This is a genomic window from Halothiobacillus neapolitanus c2 (assembly GCF_000024765.1).
Taxonomy (GTDB): Bacteria; Pseudomonadota; Gammaproteobacteria; order Halothiobacillales; family Halothiobacillaceae; genus Halothiobacillus; species Halothiobacillus neapolitanus.
The window spans coordinates 19827-35721 of the sequence record NC_013422.1; the positions used below are offsets into that span (position 1 = coordinate 19827).

Consider the following 15895-nt stretch of genomic DNA (forward strand, 5'->3'; position numbering starts at 1 on the left):
GAACAACATAATCAACAGAGGAACATCGAAAAGCCCTTTTTCCAAAGGGCTTGGATGGTTTACAAAAGCGACTGTCTTAAAACGAAGGGTTTCCCCCTTTGCAAAAGGGGGAGCAAGGGGGATTTGCGGGTTGCCGCATTCCAGCCTTGAAAATCCCCCCTGCCCCCCTTTGCAAAAGGGGGGTATGAGCGCGGTGGCTTTGCGAAAGGGGGAGGCGAGTACGGTGGCCTTGCGAAAAGGGAGGGGTGAGCGTGGTGGCTTTATGAAAACTGGCCTCGATCGCCAGCGCGGCGTCGCGCTGGTCGTCGCGCTGGTGCTGCTTGTGGTGGTTACGCTGGTTGGCTTGGCTGCCATTCGCGGCACTACTATGCAGCAGCAAATGACCAGCAATTTTTACGATCGTGAAATTGGCTTTCAAGCGGCCGAAGCAGGCTTGCGCACGGGGGAGAGCTGGCTGATAGCCAACCCGAACAACACAACACTGATACGAGATTGTTCCGACCCAAACAATCAGTGTTTCGCCAACCCGTTCGAAACCGGCGCTGCCACTGCGGGAATAATCCAAGCGGTGCCCACCGCAACTTTTGATGCGGGCGCTTTGGGCGCGGGGCAGCCCCAATATGTGGTCGAAAAAATGGGTATTTGCAATTCGGGCGGTGGGGGCAATTTTGCATTCACGAACGATCAAAATAATCAGGGCGGTGGCAACTCGCTTGTGTCATCCGGTATGTGCTACCGCGTTACCGCAGAAAGCAATGCCAATGCCGCCGCCAATGACCGATCTAACGTGATATTGCAATCCATCTTGCGCCTGTAGTGGAGCTTTGCCATGAACCAATCAAATAAAAACACGCAAATTAAACGCAGCAAGCGGCACATGAGATACGCAAGGGGAAATACGATGAACTTTTTGCACACAACAATGCAGCAAGTGGGCAGGGTCGCAGTGCGGTTTTTCGCGTTTGCATTGCTCACAGCCATGCCGATGATAACCGCCCAAGCAGCAGTTGACATTGACCAAAGCCCTTTGATTCTGCAAAAACCCTTGCCGCCCAATATTGTGCTGATGCTGGACGATTCTGGTTCGATGACGTGGGATTACATGCCGGATTTTGGCTATTTAAAAAACAATAGTAATAATGATGCGTTAATAAATTCGGCTAATAATTCGGTTTATTACGATCCAACCATAACTTACTTGCCGCCATTAAAAGCTGATAATACAAGCTACACCAATCAAACTGATTTTACCAACACGCCCGTTGATGGCTTTGGAACTACATCAAATGATATGATTGATTTGACCAATTATAATGGATATGACGATACTGGGAATATTAATTATTCAAAATCCGTGCTAACAAATTCTTCTTATACTAAAACCGGAATAAGTAGAATTGACTGCTACATTTTATATTATAACGATCAAACTGCATACGATTATAGCTACAGTAGAGCGAGAAAAAGCCGGCCATCTAGCTGTACAATTTACACTCAGGTTAGCTCTGGGTATTTTCAATATTCTACAGGCCCTGCGGCGGGCCCCTACACCGTGCATTATGTGGCAAACACCAGTTGCGGCACGCAATCTAATTGCGTAGTTGCTTCCGATAAATCTGGAGTATCGGCACCTATTGGTGTTGCTGCTGGTAATAATATCGCCAACTGGTTCGCCTATTACCATACTCGTATATTAACGACTAAAACTGGGTTGACATTAGCCTTTTCCGGCCTTGACAAAACCTATCGTTTTGGCTTTGCCTCGATTAACGGGAGAAACACGGCGGATATCCCATCACCCCAATACTCTTTCTCAACAAGCAATAATTCAGATAACAAATTAGCAGAAGTTCAGCCCTTTGGTGATGGTAGTAGCGGCACTCAAAAAGCCAAGTTCTGGACATGGATAACCAACATCTCCCCCAATGATGGCACACCTTTACGCGGCGCTCTGCAGGCTGTGGGTGAATATTACAAAACACAGCAGCCGTGGGAGACTTCGAGTTCCGATACATCAGAATACGCTTGCCGCCCCAGTTACACCATTTTAACGACAGATGGTTTCTGGAATGGCGATACCCCAAGCGGGATTGGCAATGCTGACGGTCAAAATGGGCCGAAAATCACCACGCCATCAACCTATCAATATCTTAAAACCGCTCCGTATCAGGATGGTTATAGCGATACGCTGGCCGATGTCGCAATGAAGTATTGGGAAACCGATTTGCGCACATCGGTTGCCAACGAGGTGCCCACCACCCCGAGTGACCCCGCTTTCTGGCAGCATATGACCACCTTTACCATTGGCTTGGGCTGGGACCCGACCAACTTGATACGTTCAACATCAGGTGATGCTAATTTGACCGTGCCACAAATATTGGCCTGGGCGCGCAGCGGCAACCCACCCGCTGGCTCTTCGCTTACAAACTCCAGCAATATCTGGCCAAAACCTACGTCCAACAGTATTAATAATATTGCAGATCTGGCGCATGCGGCCGTTAATGGCCACGGCGAATTCTACTCGGTTAAATCACCTGATGATTTGGTTAATGGCCTGCAATCTGCCTTGAAAAAAATTGGCGAAAGCCCCGGCGCGGGCAACGCCGTAACCTTGTCGGATACGGCGCTACCGACAGATTCTACGGCGGCCGACGCGCTGTATCGGTTTCGGGGTACGTTTTATACGGGCCAATGGTCTGGAACGCTCACAGCGGAAAATTACACGACCACGACCACGCCCCCCAGTTATGAGTCGTTTTGGTCCACAAAAGATTTGACCCCCTCATTTTCGACCGTTGGTACGGGCAGCAGCGCGGAGCGGCTAAGTAACCGCAACGTGTGGACATCCACGCTCGGCAACGGCAACAAAACCTCGTCGGTCGCGTTCCGTGTGGCAACTGATTTAAGCGCAACTCAGCAAACTGACTTGGCGGCTACCATTGGCAACAGTAGTGTGACCGCTCAAACCATGGTGAATTACTTGTTGGGTGATAGCACATACGCCCAAGGCAATCCGGGCGGCACGCTGCGTAATCGCGATAGTTTTTTGGGTGATATTGTTTCTTCGACACCGGTATTGATTGCCGCGCCGCAAGCGGATTTGTATGCAGGCACTACCTTTACGGGCGCCGATACGTATTCTACTTTTGTGAACAAAGAGGCCACCCGTGCGCCCATTGTTTATGTGGCCGCCAATGATGGCATGCTGCATGCCTTTCGGGTAACGGCGGGCGCGGGGTATGAGCGCGATGGCAGCACGGTTAGCCCAGTGGCTGATCAGGCCAAGGGCACGGAGGTTTATGCCTACATGCCTTCGGCGGTGCTCACGCAAACAGGTGATGCCAGCATTACCAACCTGGCTAACCCGAAATATGGCGATGTGGACCCGGTAAATGGCACACAGGCTGTGCCGCATCAATATTACAACGATGGCCGAATTACCACACAGAATGTGTATTTTGACAAAGCATGGCACACCGTTTTGGTGGGCACCACGGGGCGTGGGCCTGCCAAAGCAATTTACGCGCTGGATATTACCGATCCTTCGGTGTTGATGAACCCGGCTACTGCTGATCAGGCGCTATTGTGGGAGCGCTCTGCCGGCGATGGTAAAACAGGCAGCAGTTATATTGGTGAAATGGTTGGCACCCCAGTCATTGCGCAAGTTGATCAAGGCGGTCAACCCTCCTGGGCTGTATTTGTGGGCAATGGTTATAACAGTGCCGAAGGCAAGCCCGCCTTGCTGCAGTTCGATCTGCAAACGGGTGATTTGAGCGTTCACACAACCACCGGTTCTGTTGCTGCGGATGGCGGCCTTGCCGAACCGGGTTTGATGCAAGGGGATAAAACAACTGGCATAAGCACTTATGCGTTCGCAGGCGATTTGCAAGGCCATTTGTGGAAGTTTAATTTAGATTCTGCCAGTAGCACGGGTTCGGTAGCGTTTAATGCCGTGGACGATAAGGGCAACGCACAGCCGATTACCTCACTTGTTACCTTGGCTTACGATGGCGTCACAAATAGCACCTTTGCCTTGTTTGGTACCGGCAAATATTTGGCAAGCGCCGATACAAAAGACGATCAAGTGCAAACCTGGTATGGCGTGCGCGTGGGCATGGGGGCTGATTTGGCAGGCGTGGCATCTGCGACAACGCCTGTGGCCGATAGCAGCACCGCCCGCAGTGATTTGACCGAGCGATTCGCGTTTGATTTTGCATCGGGTGATCGTGCCACCAGTGCCCAAACCTCAGATACGGATATGAATAATAAAGCAGGGTGGTTTATGGACTTGCCGCAAACCGGCGAGCGCATCGTGAACCGCATCCAGTTAATTAGTGGTAAAGCGGTGGCTACCACGCTTATTCCTAAGGTGAATGACCCCTGTAACACCGTGCCTGCGGGCGCTGTGATGGGTGTCGATCCGTTCACCGGCGCTAATCAGTTGGTGAGCACAGGTAACGGGTATAATTTGGGCACCAAAATAATTACGGTTGATGGTAAACCGCAGCAAGTTGCGATTAATGGCAAAGTGTTTGACGCAGGCCCAGCCGCTGGTGTCACTGCGGTACGAAATGCTGATGGTACGATTTCAATTACCTTCAATACCTTGGGCGGCGGCTTGCAAAGCTTGGGCCCATTAAATTTGGGTGGTAATCAGGCGAGTCGGTTATCGTGGCGTGAGCTTACAAACTGATTGGCGCGCCTTGCAATGCGCCACTAAGAAATGCGTTTTGGCCACGAACAATTTAGTCAGAGGCCCTTTAGTTCGCCGAGTCTCATTAGAGTTTTGGCGGGCTTCTGTTTTAACTCTTAGTTAACAAGGATTTGGTACATGAAACAGATTGCACACAAGGCCGCTGCGCGACAACAGCTTGGTTTCACGCTCATTGAACTGATGATCGTGATCGCGATCATCGCGATCATCGCGGCGATAGCTTACCCCTCGTATATCAAAAGCGTGGTGAAAACCAAACGCGCAGCGGCGGAGGGATGTTTGTCGGAGTATGCCAATTATATGGAGCGGTTCTACACGACAAATTTGCGGTATGACAAGGACTCGGCAGGGACTGCTAATCCTGTGGTGGGTAGTCCCGTTCCGGCTGCGAATCAGCTCGATTGCAGCACTGCACAAAACTCGGGAGCGGACTACGCATTCACGGTGGTAGCCACCGCACCTAATGCGGCAGCAAATCCCAACACCTATACTGTTACGGCAACCCCGACAGGTGCGCAACTGAGCCGCGATACCCAATGCGGCACATTGAGTATCAATCAGGTAGGCACGCGAACTGAATCGGGTTCCGGTACAGTGGCTGATTGTTGGTAGGAAAACCATGATAAATGAATCATGACTGATCCATTTCGTCCAATGGGTGGGTTGGTTTTCGGATGTTGCCCGCTCTGCCTCAACTGACGGTCCTAATTAACAGTTCTGACTGATGGTTTTGGCCGATAGCGCTGGGCGACAGCGAGGGGTGATCTTCTATGTGAGGGAAGCTCGAAAAGTCCGTCATTCCCGCGTAGGCGGGAATCCAGCCCCTTGATTTTTCTGGGTTCCCGCCTACGCGGGAACGACGAACCACGGGTATTTAGTGGTGCCGGCGAGTGGTTGTTTGCGTTAGGATAAAGCCCACTCCTTTGAAAAAGGCGATGGAGGGCAACAGATGCCGAATCACTTCACTGAACCGGGCTTCACTCCGCCGGATTCTGCTCTCGGATTTACGGCAATCGAATTGATGATGACGCTCATCATCGCCATGATACTCCTGGCCATTGCCATCCCGTCTTTCTCGCGCATGAAAGCGCAAAATCACCTTGCAACGACGGCAAATGATTTTGTTTCGGCTTTTGGCGCTGCTCGGCAAACAGCGATTGTGAAGGGGCGGCCGGTCACGCTGTGCGCGGGTGATCAATCGGGTTGTTTTGATACTGTGGATTGGTCCAACGGCTGGCTCGCCTTCGTGGATGCGGATAAGAGCGGCACGCTGAATGCGGGTGAACCGGTTGTGTTTACCGGTGTGGCGCGACGCGGGGATGTGGTTGTTCAGGGTAATACCCCGGTTGAAAAGCCCATCATCTTTTCTCCGCTTGGTTTTGCTTCCCAGCCCGGCGGCGCGTTTACGGCAGGAACATTGCGGGTGTGTGTGCCAGCAGATATCGCCAACAACGCACGTGATCTGGTACTGGCGAAATCTGGACGTTTACGTGTGGAAGCAAAGGATTTGAGCGGGGCTTGTCCTGCGCCTTGATGACGTAGAGCCACACAAATCCCCCCTGCCCCCCTTTGCGAAAGGGGGGTGTGAGGAGGTGGCTTTGCAAAAAGGGGTTTTAAGGTGGTGCGTTTGCTAAAAGCCGGCGTACTTTGTTTTGGCATTTCGCCTCCCCCTTTGTAAAAGGGGGAATGAGGGGGATTTACAAGCAAAGGAGCTTTCATGCAGCCTTACAACCCAGCGCTAAGGCAAACCGCTCGCTATTTGCGATCGAACATGACCGATGCTGAGCAGATCCTGTGGCGGCATCTTCGGCGCAAGCAAGTGTGCGGGGTCACTTTCTACCGGCAAAAACCATTGCTGACTTTTATCCTGGATTTTTATTGCCCAAGGGCGCGATTAGTCGTCGAGCTCGACGGTGGACAACATTTCACGACGGCGCATCAAGGAAAAGATCAAGCGCGCGATGCCGCATTGTCTTCGCTGGGTATGAAGGTACTGCGTTTTAATAATCTTGATGTTTTGCAGCAAATGGAATCTGTCCTAATGCTGATCTACTCGGAAGTGACTTTTCGACTTTCTGCTGAAACATGAGGATCTGGGCTTTCGCCTCCCCCTTAGAAATGGTGGAATGAGGGGGGTTGGTGGCTTGATTACTGTGCTGCAAATCCCCCCTGCCCCCCTTTGCGAAAGGGGGGTGTGAGGAGGTGGCTTTGCAAAAGGGGGGTGCTGCCTTTCCGAAAAAAAGGGGGGGAGTGCTGGGCGTGGTGCCTTTGTTAGAGGGACGTGCGGGCTTTCTGGCATTGCGCCTCCCCCTTTGAAAAAGGGGAAATGAGCAGGATTTGAGTCTTCAGTGGTCGAGTAATCGGGCGAGATACCGTCCGGTATGCGATCCGGCAATTTTTGCCACGGTTTCTGGTGTGCCGCTGGCGATGATTTGCCCGCCACCGCTGCCGCCTTCTGGGCCCAAATCCGCAATCCAGTCGGCGGTTTTGATTACATCGAGATTATGTTCGATGACCACGACGGTGTTGCCCTGATCGCGCAGGCGGTAGAGTACCGCGAGCAGTTGCTCGACGTCGGCAAAATGCAGGCCGGTGGTTGGTTCATCGAGAATATACAACGTGTTGCCGGTATCCCGTTTGGACAGTTCCTTGGCGAGTTTGACGCGCTGGGCTTCGCCGCCGGAGAGGGTGGTGGCGTTTTGGCCGAGCGTGAGGTAGCCCAAGCCCACATCGAGCAGTGTGTTGAGTTTGCGATGCAGGGCGGGCACGGCATCGAAAAAGGGCGCGGCGTCTTCGACGGTCATGGCCAGCACGTCGCTGATGGTTTTGCCTTTGTAGCGGATATCCAGCGTTTCGCGGTTGTAACGCTTGCCGTGGCAGACATCGCAAGCAACATACACATCTGGCAAAAAGTGCATTTCGACCTTGATGACGCCATCGCCCTGGCAGGCTTCGCAGCGTCCGCCTTTCACATTGAACGAGAACCGCCCCGGCGTGTAACCGCGTGAACGTGCCTCTTGCGTGCCCGCGAACAACTCGCGAATCGGCGTGAACAGGCCGGTGTAGGTGGCCGGATTGCTGCGTGGCGTGCGGCCGATGGGGGATTGGTTGATGTCGATGACTTTGTCGAGCTGGTTGAGGTGTTCGATGCGTTCATACGCGGAGGGTCGCGTGCTGGCACCGTTCAGATCGCGTGCGGCAATGAGATAGAGCGTGTCGTTGATCAGGGTGGATTTACCGGAACCCGATACGCCGGTAATGCAGGTGAGGAGCCCCATCGGGATTTCGAGCGTGTCGCCGACGAGGTTATTGCCCCGCGCGCCATACAGCTTGAGCCAGCGTTCGGCATCGGGCGTCACACGCTTGGGCACGGTGATTTTTTTCTTGCCGGAAAGGTACGCGCCGGTCAGCGAATCGGCGTTGGCGGCGATTTGTTCGGGCGTGCCTTGCGCCACAATATGGCCCCCATGTACGCCCGCGCCGGGGCCAATGTCGAGTACGAAATCGGCCGCCCGAATCGCGTCTTCGTCATGTTCGACCACGATCACGGTGTTGCCCAGCTCGCGCAGATGGTTGAGGGTGCCGAGCAAGCGGTCGTTATCGCGTTGATGCAGGCCGATAGAGGGTTCATCGAGAATGTAGGTGACGCCGACGAGCCCCGAGCCGATCTGGCTCGCGAGCCGAATGCGTTGGGCTTCGCCGCCGGAAAGCGTTTCGGCCGAGCGATCCAGCGAGAGATAAGTGAGGCCCACATCGTTCAAAAAGCCCAGCCGCGCGCTGATTTCCCGCACGATGCGCCCGGCAATTTCACCGCGCGCGCCCGGCAGGTCAAGCGTTTGAAAAAACGCGAGCGCCTCGCTGATCGAGCGATGAGTGATGGCGGGCAGGTTTTCGTTTTCGATGAATACGTTTCGCGCCGCCAAGTTCAGGCGGGTGCCGCCGCAACTGGGGCAAGCGCTCTCGGAAATATATTTGGCCAGCTCTTCGCGCACCGCCTGCGAATCGGTTTCCCGATAACGGCGATCCATGTTGGGCAGCACGCCTTCCCAGGGGTGATCCTTGGTGCTGGCTTTACCTTTGGGGCTGAGGTAGGTGAAGGTGATTTTCTCGCGGCCACTGCCTTGCAAAATGGCGTTTTGAATCGATTCCGGCAGATCCTGCCAGGCCGTGTCTAAATCAAAGCCGTAGTGTTTCGATAGCCCGAGCAAAAGCTGGTAGTAATAGACATTGCGCCGATCCCAGCCGCGAATCGCACCGGCGGCCAGCGAGAGTTCGGCGTTGACGATGACCTTTTGCGGGTCGAAAAACTGCTTTACGCCCAGGCCATCGCAGCTTGGGCAGGCACCGACGGGGTTGTTGAACGAGAACAAACGGGGTTCGAGTTCGGCCAGGGCATAGCCGCAGATCGGGCAGGCGTGCTTGGCAGAGAACGTATGCGCGCTGTCATCATCCATATTGACGACAAAGGTGCGGCCATCGGCCATGCGCAACGCGGTTTCGAACGATTCGGCCAGCCGCAGGCCAATATCCGGGCGGATTTTGATGCGATCAACCACGACTTCAATCGTGTTTTTGCCTTTCGGGTCGAGTGCTGGAATCTCATCGATTTCATACACGGTGCCATTGATGCGCACCCGCAAAAAGCCCTGCGAGCGCCATTCATCGAAGAGCTTATGGTGCTCGCCCTTGCGGTTCTCGATGACCGGCGCGAGCAGCAACCAGCGGGAATCTTCGGGCAGCGCCAGCACCTGATCGACCATCTGCGAAACCGTTTGCGCGGTTAAATCAACGCCGTGTTCCGGGCAGCGGGGAATACCGGCGCGGGCATAGAGCAGGCGCAGATAATCGTAGATTTCCGTCACCGTACCCACGGTCGAGCGCGGGTTATGCGAGGTGGTTTTTTGCTCGATGGAAATGGCGGGCGAAAGGCCTTCGATGTGATCCACATCCGGCTTGTCCATCATCGACAAAAATTGCCGCGCGTAGGCCGAGAGCGATTCCACGTACCGGCGCTGACCTTCAGCAAACAGCGTGTCGAAAGCCAACGATGACTTACCCGAACCGGATAACCCCGTGATCACGATCAGCGCATCGCGCGGTAAATCGACATCGATATTTTTCAGATTGTGTGTGCGGGCGCCGCGAATGCGGATAAACGGATCGGCCATGGGAATCCAGAAAAGTCAAAAGTGAATGAAACGGGCAAGTGATTTATAGTACGGACTTTAGCGCGTTGCCGAAACTGTCGTGCACCGCCATTGTAATCGCAAGAGGAACATACGGATGGCCACTCGTGGAATCAACAAAGTCATTGTCCTGGGCAATCTCGGGAAAGACCCGGAAGTCCGCTACATGCCAAGCGGCGGGCAGGTGACGAATATTACCGTCGCCACCTCCGAGACCTGGAAAGACAAGGACAGCGGTGAGCAGAAAGAAAACACAGAGTGGCACCGCATCGTATTCTTTGGCAAGTTGGCGGAAATTGCTGGTCAATACCTGAAAAAAGGCGGCCAGGTCTATGTGGAAGGCCGTCTGCAAACCCGCAAATGGCAAGGTCAGGATGGACAGGATCGTTACACCACCGAAATCGTCGCCAACGAGATGCAAATGCTGGGCGGTCGTGGTGGTTCGGGTGGCTCCGGCGGCGGCCAGCAAGAATCGGGCGACTATGAAGACGATGGCTATAGCAACACACCGCCTGCACGTGGCGCCGGTCGTGCCGCCGCGGCACCTGCGCGCCCGTCAAGCGGCAACCGCGACAGCTACGGCGCCCCGCCACCACCACCGCGCAGCCCTGCTAAATCCGAGCCGAACTTTGTGGATGACGATATTCCGTTCTAGATTGTACCACTGCCAATAGTGTTTAAAATCCAACCTAAGCCAGCAGAAATGCTGGCTTTTTTTATTTTTCTCAGGCGGCTCAATTTCTGAGGTTAGGGAAGCTCGAAAAACCCGTCATTCCCGCGTAGGCGGGAATCCAGCGTCTTGATTTTTCTGGGTTCCCGCTTTCGCGGGAACGACGAATCACGGGTATTTCGAGGTGCCCGTTACTCAGTAACCGGCGGCCAAACCGGCCGGACGCCGGCGGTCGTTTGCGCCTTCGAGTAAACCCGTTTTTGGATTGAGCAAAATGGCCTCGTCCGCGCCCCAGGATGTCACTTCCTTAAAGCGGTAGCCCATGTCTTTGAGGGTGGTTTGGGTTTTTGGCGTGAGTAAGCCCGGCTCGATAAAGACGAGATCCGGATACCACTGATGATGCACGCGTGGTGCATCGACGGCTTGCTGCATGTTCATGCCGAAATCGACCACGTTGAGGATGCTTTCGAGCGTGGTGGAAATGATGGTCGAACCGCCCGGGCTGCCGGTGACCATGAACAGTTTGCCGTCTTTGAGCACGATGGTCGGCGACATGGAGCTCAAGGGCCGCTTGCCCGGTTCGATCTGATTGACTCGCCCCTGCACCAGCCCGAAGCTGTTCGGTACGCCGGGCTTGGCGGTGAAATCGTCCATTTCGTTGTTGAGGAAAAAGCCGGTGTCGCCCGCGATTTGACCCAGACCGAACAGGTAGTTGATGGTGTAAGTGATGCTGACGGCATTGCCTTTAGCATCGACGATGGAGTAATGCGTGGTTTGCTGGCCTTCATCCGCACCCAGACTACCCTTGATCTCGCTCGAAGGCGTGGCCTTGTCCGGTTCGATGCTGGCGCGCATCTGGGCAATGTGTTTTGGTGAGAGCAGATCGGTGATGGGATTTTTTACAAAAGCCGGATCGCCGAGATAAGTATTGCGGTCAGCAAAGGCGCGGCGTTCGGCTTCGACCAGATAGTGAATGGCTTTGACTGAGCCGTAGCCCCATTTTTTTATGGGGTAGGGTTGGATTAATTGCAGAATCTGGCAGATGGTGGTGCCGCCGGAACTGGGTGGCGGCGCGGACATGATCGTGTACCCGTGATAGCCGCAGGCGATGGGTTGTGCCCAATTGACTGTGTAATCGGCAAAATCTTGCAAGCTCAGCAGCCCGCCGTTTTCCTTGCTGGCCTTAACCACCGCTTGGGCAATGTGGCCCCGATAGAACGCGTGGCTGCCCTCTTTCGATATGAGTGCCAGCGTGTGCGCGAGTTGGGGTTGAACCAGCCGGTCGCCCACTTCATAAGGCTTACCGTGATTGAGGAAGGTGTTTGATACGTTGGGGTATTTGGCAAAATCTTCTCTGCGTGTGTGCAGGATGTTGACATCGCCTGCCGTGAGCACGAAGCCATCGCGCGCCAGTTTGATCGCAGGCGCCATCACTTGTTTGCGGCTCATGCTGCCGTAGGTTGCCAGCGCGGTGTTCAGCCCCATCACGGTGCCGGGCACGCCGACGCCCAAATAACTATGGGTGCTGCGGCCCTTGACGACGTTGCCTTCGGCATCCTGAAATAGGGTGGGCGTGGCCTTGAGCGGTGCCTTTTCGCGAAAATCAAGGAACAGCGTTTTGCCTTCGGCCAGATGCAGCACCATAAAGCCGCCGCCGCCGATATTGCCGCAGCAGGGATGCACCACCGCCAGCGCATAGCCCACGGCCACGGCGGCATCCACCGCATTACCGCCTTGCTTGAGAATATCAACACCGACCTGCGTTGCCAGATGCTGTGCCGTCACGACCATCGCCTGTTTTGCCAGCACCGGCTTGGCAGCGGCCAATTCGGCGCGGGTGGTCGCCGGTGCGGTGGCGTCCAATGCCTGTTGGGTTATTGTGGCTGCATCTGCCGTGGTTGTTTGCGGCGTTGCACCCTGCGCCATTGCTGTCGACATAAGCAGGGCGAGAGCCATAAATGATGAAATTATCTTGTGCGTGTTCTTAGAAGGCATGGGTGCACCTGAAGATTTACTGGGCCGGATTCAGCCAACGAATCGCACGGGGCGCGGCGGTATCCTGCTTGAGCGCGTCGTTAACGAAATCGAGCACGGGTTGCATCAGTGTATCGAACTGCCACGGCGGGTTGATAATCAACAGGCCGGAGCCGGTGAGCCGATTGCCCGATTCATCGGGGAAAATACTATTTTCGATGGTCAGTACCGGACGAGGCGTGCTCTTGGCAATCCGGTTGAGCCACCGATCGAGGTAGGGGCGTTGCTTGATCGGATACCACAGGGCATAAACTCCGGTTTCAAACCGTTGCAATCCGGCTTGCAAGGCGGCGGCGATATCGTCGCGCTCTTGGGGCTGTTCATAGGGCGGGTCGATCAGGAACAAACCGCGCCGCTCCAGGGGCGGCAAATCGGCTTTAAGCGCGGCCAGGCCCTCGCCATCCCGTGCGATGACCCTGCGGTCGGGAATGCAAGGCTCCAGCATGGGGCGCTGAGCGAGATTGCGACTTAACTCCCGTGCGACCTTGGGCACCAGTTCAACCCCGATATAACGATCTTGCGGGCGCAGGGCGCAGACGGCCAACAGCGGTGAGCCGGGGTAATAGCCTAAATTAGGGACGCTTCCAAATTGTTCGATTTGCTTAAGATAGGTCTGAATCAGAACCGGCACGGTATCGGCGGCTTGTGTCGCTTGTAAAAGCCGCGCAATACCGCCAGATGCTTCATCGCTGCGCCGGGCTTCGGTAGCTTGCAGATCGTACAAACCCGCGCCAGCATGGGTTTCGAGCAGCAAAAATCCGGTCGGTTTTTGCTGCATTAGCTCGATGAGTTGAAGCAGCACCAAGTGCTTTAAGACATCGGCATGATTACCGGCGTGAAAGTGATGTTGGTAATTCATGGTTTCTACCAGGCAGAGGTTCAAACAGGCATAACGATTGACGATGATATTCATCATACGCGTTGCGCGCGATTTCCCGGTATGGAGCCATGTTGACCTAGGGTCTTCGGTGCGAATGCAGTGTATCTTCGGGCAAGGGATGAGACCCGGTGAAGCGCCCCATTTCTTTTTCAAGGAAGGGGAGCTTTTTAAACGTGTGCGCTTCTCGATTTGCGAATGAGGAAAAGAGTGCGAATTAAGGCGTTGATGAACGATGAGGGATAGATGACAGATTTATCCGATCACACCATACTGTGTGTGATCCCGAGTAAAACGCTTTGGATGTCACTGGATGCCCGTCACCCGGGATGAGGTGACGTGCGTGCCGGAACTTGATGGAACACTCGCTGCCGTGCAGGGTCATAAAAATCCGCTCGGGCAAAAGCAAATTAACACCAGGGAGTCTTTGTGGACCTTGAATCACATGCATCGGTCTGTGTCGGGATTATTTCCGATACGCATGGTGCCATCGAGAATTCGATCCTCGAACTCATGCAGCAGTGCGATGTCATCGTGCATGCCGGTGATATTCTGAATCCCGATATTTTGCGCCGTGTGACGCCAAAAACAGGCCATGTGATCGCCGTCCGCGGAAACAACGATACGGTTGAGCAATGGCCAGCCGGAACGGCCGATCTGCTCGAATCCCTGCCGGAAGTGGCCACCCTGAGATTGCCCGGAGGCGTGCTGGCTGTCGAGCACGGGCATCGCGTCAATCCCGCCCATCAACGGCACGAAAAGCTGCGCGCACGCCATCCAGAAGCCCGTGCTGTGGTTTACGGCCATACCCACCATCGCACCATCGACACCAGCGCGCCGATCTGGGTGCTTAACCCGGGCGCGGCCGGCAAGGTACGCGCTTATGGCGGCTCCGGTTGTCTGCTGCTGCATGCCTCGGCTGAGCGCTGGTGGATCGAAGAAAAAACACTGCCCAATCTGCGCGCCGGTTCGGCATAATTTATACCCCTGAACCACACTGCGGCGCCCGCCTCGTCATGATCGCGCCGCCTGAGGAGTGATCAACGAAATGGCGAAGATTCTGGGTATTGGTATTGCGACCCTGGACATCATCAACGAGGTCGAAGGTTATCCGGTTGAGGACAGCGAGCAACGCGCTCTGGCGCAACGGCAACGCACTGGCGGCAATGTCACCAACACATTGACGGTGCTGCGGCAGTTCGATCATGACTGCGCGCTGGCTGCCCTACTGACCCCGGATGCCGATGGTCGTCAGATCCAGGAAAAACTGGCACAACGGGGCATCGACCTGAGTTCCGCTCAAATCCTGGGTTTCGGACATGCGCCCACCTCATACATTACGCTGAATCGCCAGAATGGCAGCCGCACCATCGTTCATTACCGCGATTTGCCTGAATTCGATCTCAACGCCTTCCTCAAGATCGACCTTGCGCCGTTCGACTGGCTGCATTTCGAAGGCCGACATTGCATGGATACGGCGGCCATGCTGGCGATGGCGCGCAGAGCGGCGGGCACCAAGTTACTTTCGTTGGAGGTGGAAAAAGAGCGCCCCTACCTCGATCAGTTGTTCTCTTTTCCCGATGTGGTCTTCTTTTCACGTGCCTTTGCGGAACAACGGGGATTTAATGACCCGGAAGCCTTCTTGAATGCAGCGCATCAATGGGCGCCGCAGGCTGTGCTGGTACTGGGTTGGGGCGCGACTGGCGCCTATCTGAAAGAATCATTGAACGACTCCGTTCAGCTGGTGCCTGCACAGCCCATACGGGGCGTTGTCGACAGCATCGGTGCTGGCGATACGCTGATTGCCGGTGTCATTCATGCCCGTGCGAATCAGGCGAACGCCGATTGGCGAGCGGCCGTTACGTTCGGCGTCCGACTGGCGGAGCGCAAAATCCAGCAATTCGGCTTTGATGGTTTGGCCGTAGATCCAAATGCAAATAACCAACCACTCTGCCATCTGGATGACCTCGGCCCGGAAGACGCCATGGGCGTGCAACCGGTCGATGGTATTCCCAGCGTCATCGTGGTTCGAGATCATCGCGCGATCCGCGCGTACCGCAATGTGTGCCCGCACAATGGCTCGGCTTTATCCAAGGGCGTTCGCGGCTATCTGGCAGACAAGTCAACCGGGCCATCGGATGGCATGTCCTTGCGTTGTAGGCTTCATAATGCGTATTTCGAGCCACTGACCGGGGCGTGTACGGGCGGCCCTTGTCCCGGAACGCATCTGACCCCGGTGGCCATTCGGCAGGTTGGCGAGATGATTTATTTGGATGATCTGGATGAAAATTCCCGGCCGACCGGCAAATGACGCATTGAATCCGTGAGATTATCGGTCAGGATTTAGATATGCTGTCGTGCTGATGAAGTATGAGACCCGAGTGATTCGGTAAAAGGATTTTGAGCATGTTGTT

11 protein-coding genes are annotated in these 15895 nt (G+C 54.9%); 8 read left to right on the top strand and 3 right to left on the bottom strand.

The window, feature by feature from the left end:
- Positions 1–262: 262 nt before the first annotated feature.
- The 5 genes from HNEAP_RS12765 to HNEAP_RS00115 all read left to right on the top strand — a co-directional run bounded on the left by HNEAP_RS12765 (position 263) and on the right by HNEAP_RS00115 (position 6803).
- Complete coding sequence (locus HNEAP_RS12765; protein WP_041600468.1) at positions 263–817, top strand: pilus assembly PilX family protein; 555 nt, start codon at positions 263–265, stop codon at positions 815–817.
- 12 nt (positions 818–829) lie between these two features.
- A complete protein-coding gene (locus HNEAP_RS00100; RefSeq protein ID WP_012822922.1) occupies positions 830–4693 on the top strand; it encodes a pilus assembly protein in 3864 nt (1287 codons plus the stop codon).
- Positions 4694–4831: 138 nt separating this feature from the next.
- Positions 4832–5326 (top strand): type IV pilin protein, encoded by a 495-nt coding sequence (locus HNEAP_RS00105; RefSeq protein WP_012822923.1) that lies wholly within the window; start codon positions 4832–4834, stop codon positions 5324–5326.
- 337 nt (positions 5327–5663) lie between these two features.
- Positions 5664–6248 (top strand): GspH/FimT family pseudopilin, encoded by a 585-nt coding sequence (locus HNEAP_RS00110; RefSeq protein ID WP_012822924.1) that lies wholly within the window; start codon positions 5664–5666, stop codon positions 6246–6248.
- Between the two features lie 183 nt (positions 6249–6431).
- Positions 6432–6803, top strand: coding sequence for an endonuclease domain-containing protein (locus HNEAP_RS00115; protein WP_012822925.1), 372 nt, complete (start codon positions 6432–6434; stop codon positions 6801–6803).
- Positions 6804–7059: 256 nt separating this feature from the next.
- Here the strand turns inward: HNEAP_RS00115 and uvrA are convergent, their stop codons facing one another.
- The gene (gene uvrA, locus HNEAP_RS00120; protein ID WP_012822927.1) at positions 7060–9882 is read right to left on the bottom strand and encodes an excinuclease ABC subunit UvrA; all 2823 of its coding nucleotides are present in this window, start codon (positions 9880–9882) and stop codon (positions 7060–7062) included.
- A gap of 115 nt (positions 9883–9997) precedes the next feature.
- Here uvrA and ssb point away from each other — a divergent pair, with 115 nt between their 5' ends.
- Positions 9998–10555, top strand: a complete 558-nt coding sequence (ssb, locus tag HNEAP_RS00125) for a single-stranded DNA-binding protein (protein WP_012822928.1) — start codon at positions 9998–10000, stop codon at positions 10553–10555.
- Between the two features lie 210 nt (positions 10556–10765).
- On the opposite strand, the gene ggt is transcribed toward ssb, so the two are convergent.
- Positions 10766–12565, bottom strand: a complete 1800-nt coding sequence (gene ggt, locus HNEAP_RS00130) for a gamma-glutamyltransferase (protein ID WP_012822929.1) — start codon at positions 12563–12565, stop codon at positions 10766–10768.
- Between the two features lie 16 nt (positions 12566–12581).
- Complete coding sequence (locus HNEAP_RS00135; protein ID WP_012822930.1) at positions 12582–13520, bottom strand: 23S rRNA (adenine(2030)-N(6))-methyltransferase RlmJ; 939 nt, start codon at positions 13518–13520, stop codon at positions 12582–12584.
- Positions 13521–13910: 390 nt separating this feature from the next.
- On the opposite strand from HNEAP_RS00135, the gene HNEAP_RS00140 reads away from it, so the two are divergent.
- Positions 13911–14459, top strand: a complete 549-nt coding sequence (locus HNEAP_RS00140; protein ID WP_012822931.1) for a metallophosphoesterase family protein — start codon at positions 13911–13913, stop codon at positions 14457–14459.
- A gap of 70 nt (positions 14460–14529) precedes the next feature.
- Positions 14530–15792, top strand: coding sequence for a PfkB family carbohydrate kinase (locus HNEAP_RS00145; RefSeq protein ID WP_012822932.1), 1263 nt, complete (start codon positions 14530–14532; stop codon positions 15790–15792).
- Positions 15793–15895 lie beyond the last annotated feature (103 nt).

Coding starts and splice junctions, on each gene's coding strand:
- HNEAP_RS12765 (WP_041600468.1), top strand. CDS start 263: ATGAAAACTGGCCTCGATCGCCAGCGCGGCGTCGCGCTGGTCGTCGCG.
- HNEAP_RS00100 (WP_012822922.1), top strand. CDS start 830: ATGAACCAATCAAATAAAAACACGCAAATTAAACGCAGCAAGCGGCAC.
- HNEAP_RS00105 (WP_012822923.1), top strand. CDS start 4,832: ATGAAACAGATTGCACACAAGGCCGCTGCGCGACAACAGCTTGGTTTC.
- HNEAP_RS00110 (WP_012822924.1), top strand. CDS start 5,664: ATGCCGAATCACTTCACTGAACCGGGCTTCACTCCGCCGGATTCTGCT.
- HNEAP_RS00115 (WP_012822925.1), top strand. CDS start 6,432: ATGCAGCCTTACAACCCAGCGCTAAGGCAAACCGCTCGCTATTTGCGA.
- uvrA (WP_012822927.1), bottom strand. CDS start 9,882: ATGGCCGATCCGTTTATCCGCATTCGCGGCGCCCGCACACACAATCTG.
- ssb (WP_012822928.1), top strand. CDS start 9,998: ATGGCCACTCGTGGAATCAACAAAGTCATTGTCCTGGGCAATCTCGGG.
- ggt (WP_012822929.1), bottom strand. CDS start 12,565: ATGCCTTCTAAGAACACGCACAAGATAATTTCATCATTTATGGCTCTC.
- HNEAP_RS00135 (WP_012822930.1), bottom strand. CDS start 13,520: ATGATGAATATCATCGTCAATCGTTATGCCTGTTTGAACCTCTGCCTG.
- HNEAP_RS00145 (WP_012822932.1), top strand. CDS start 14,530: ATGGCGAAGATTCTGGGTATTGGTATTGCGACCCTGGACATCATCAAC.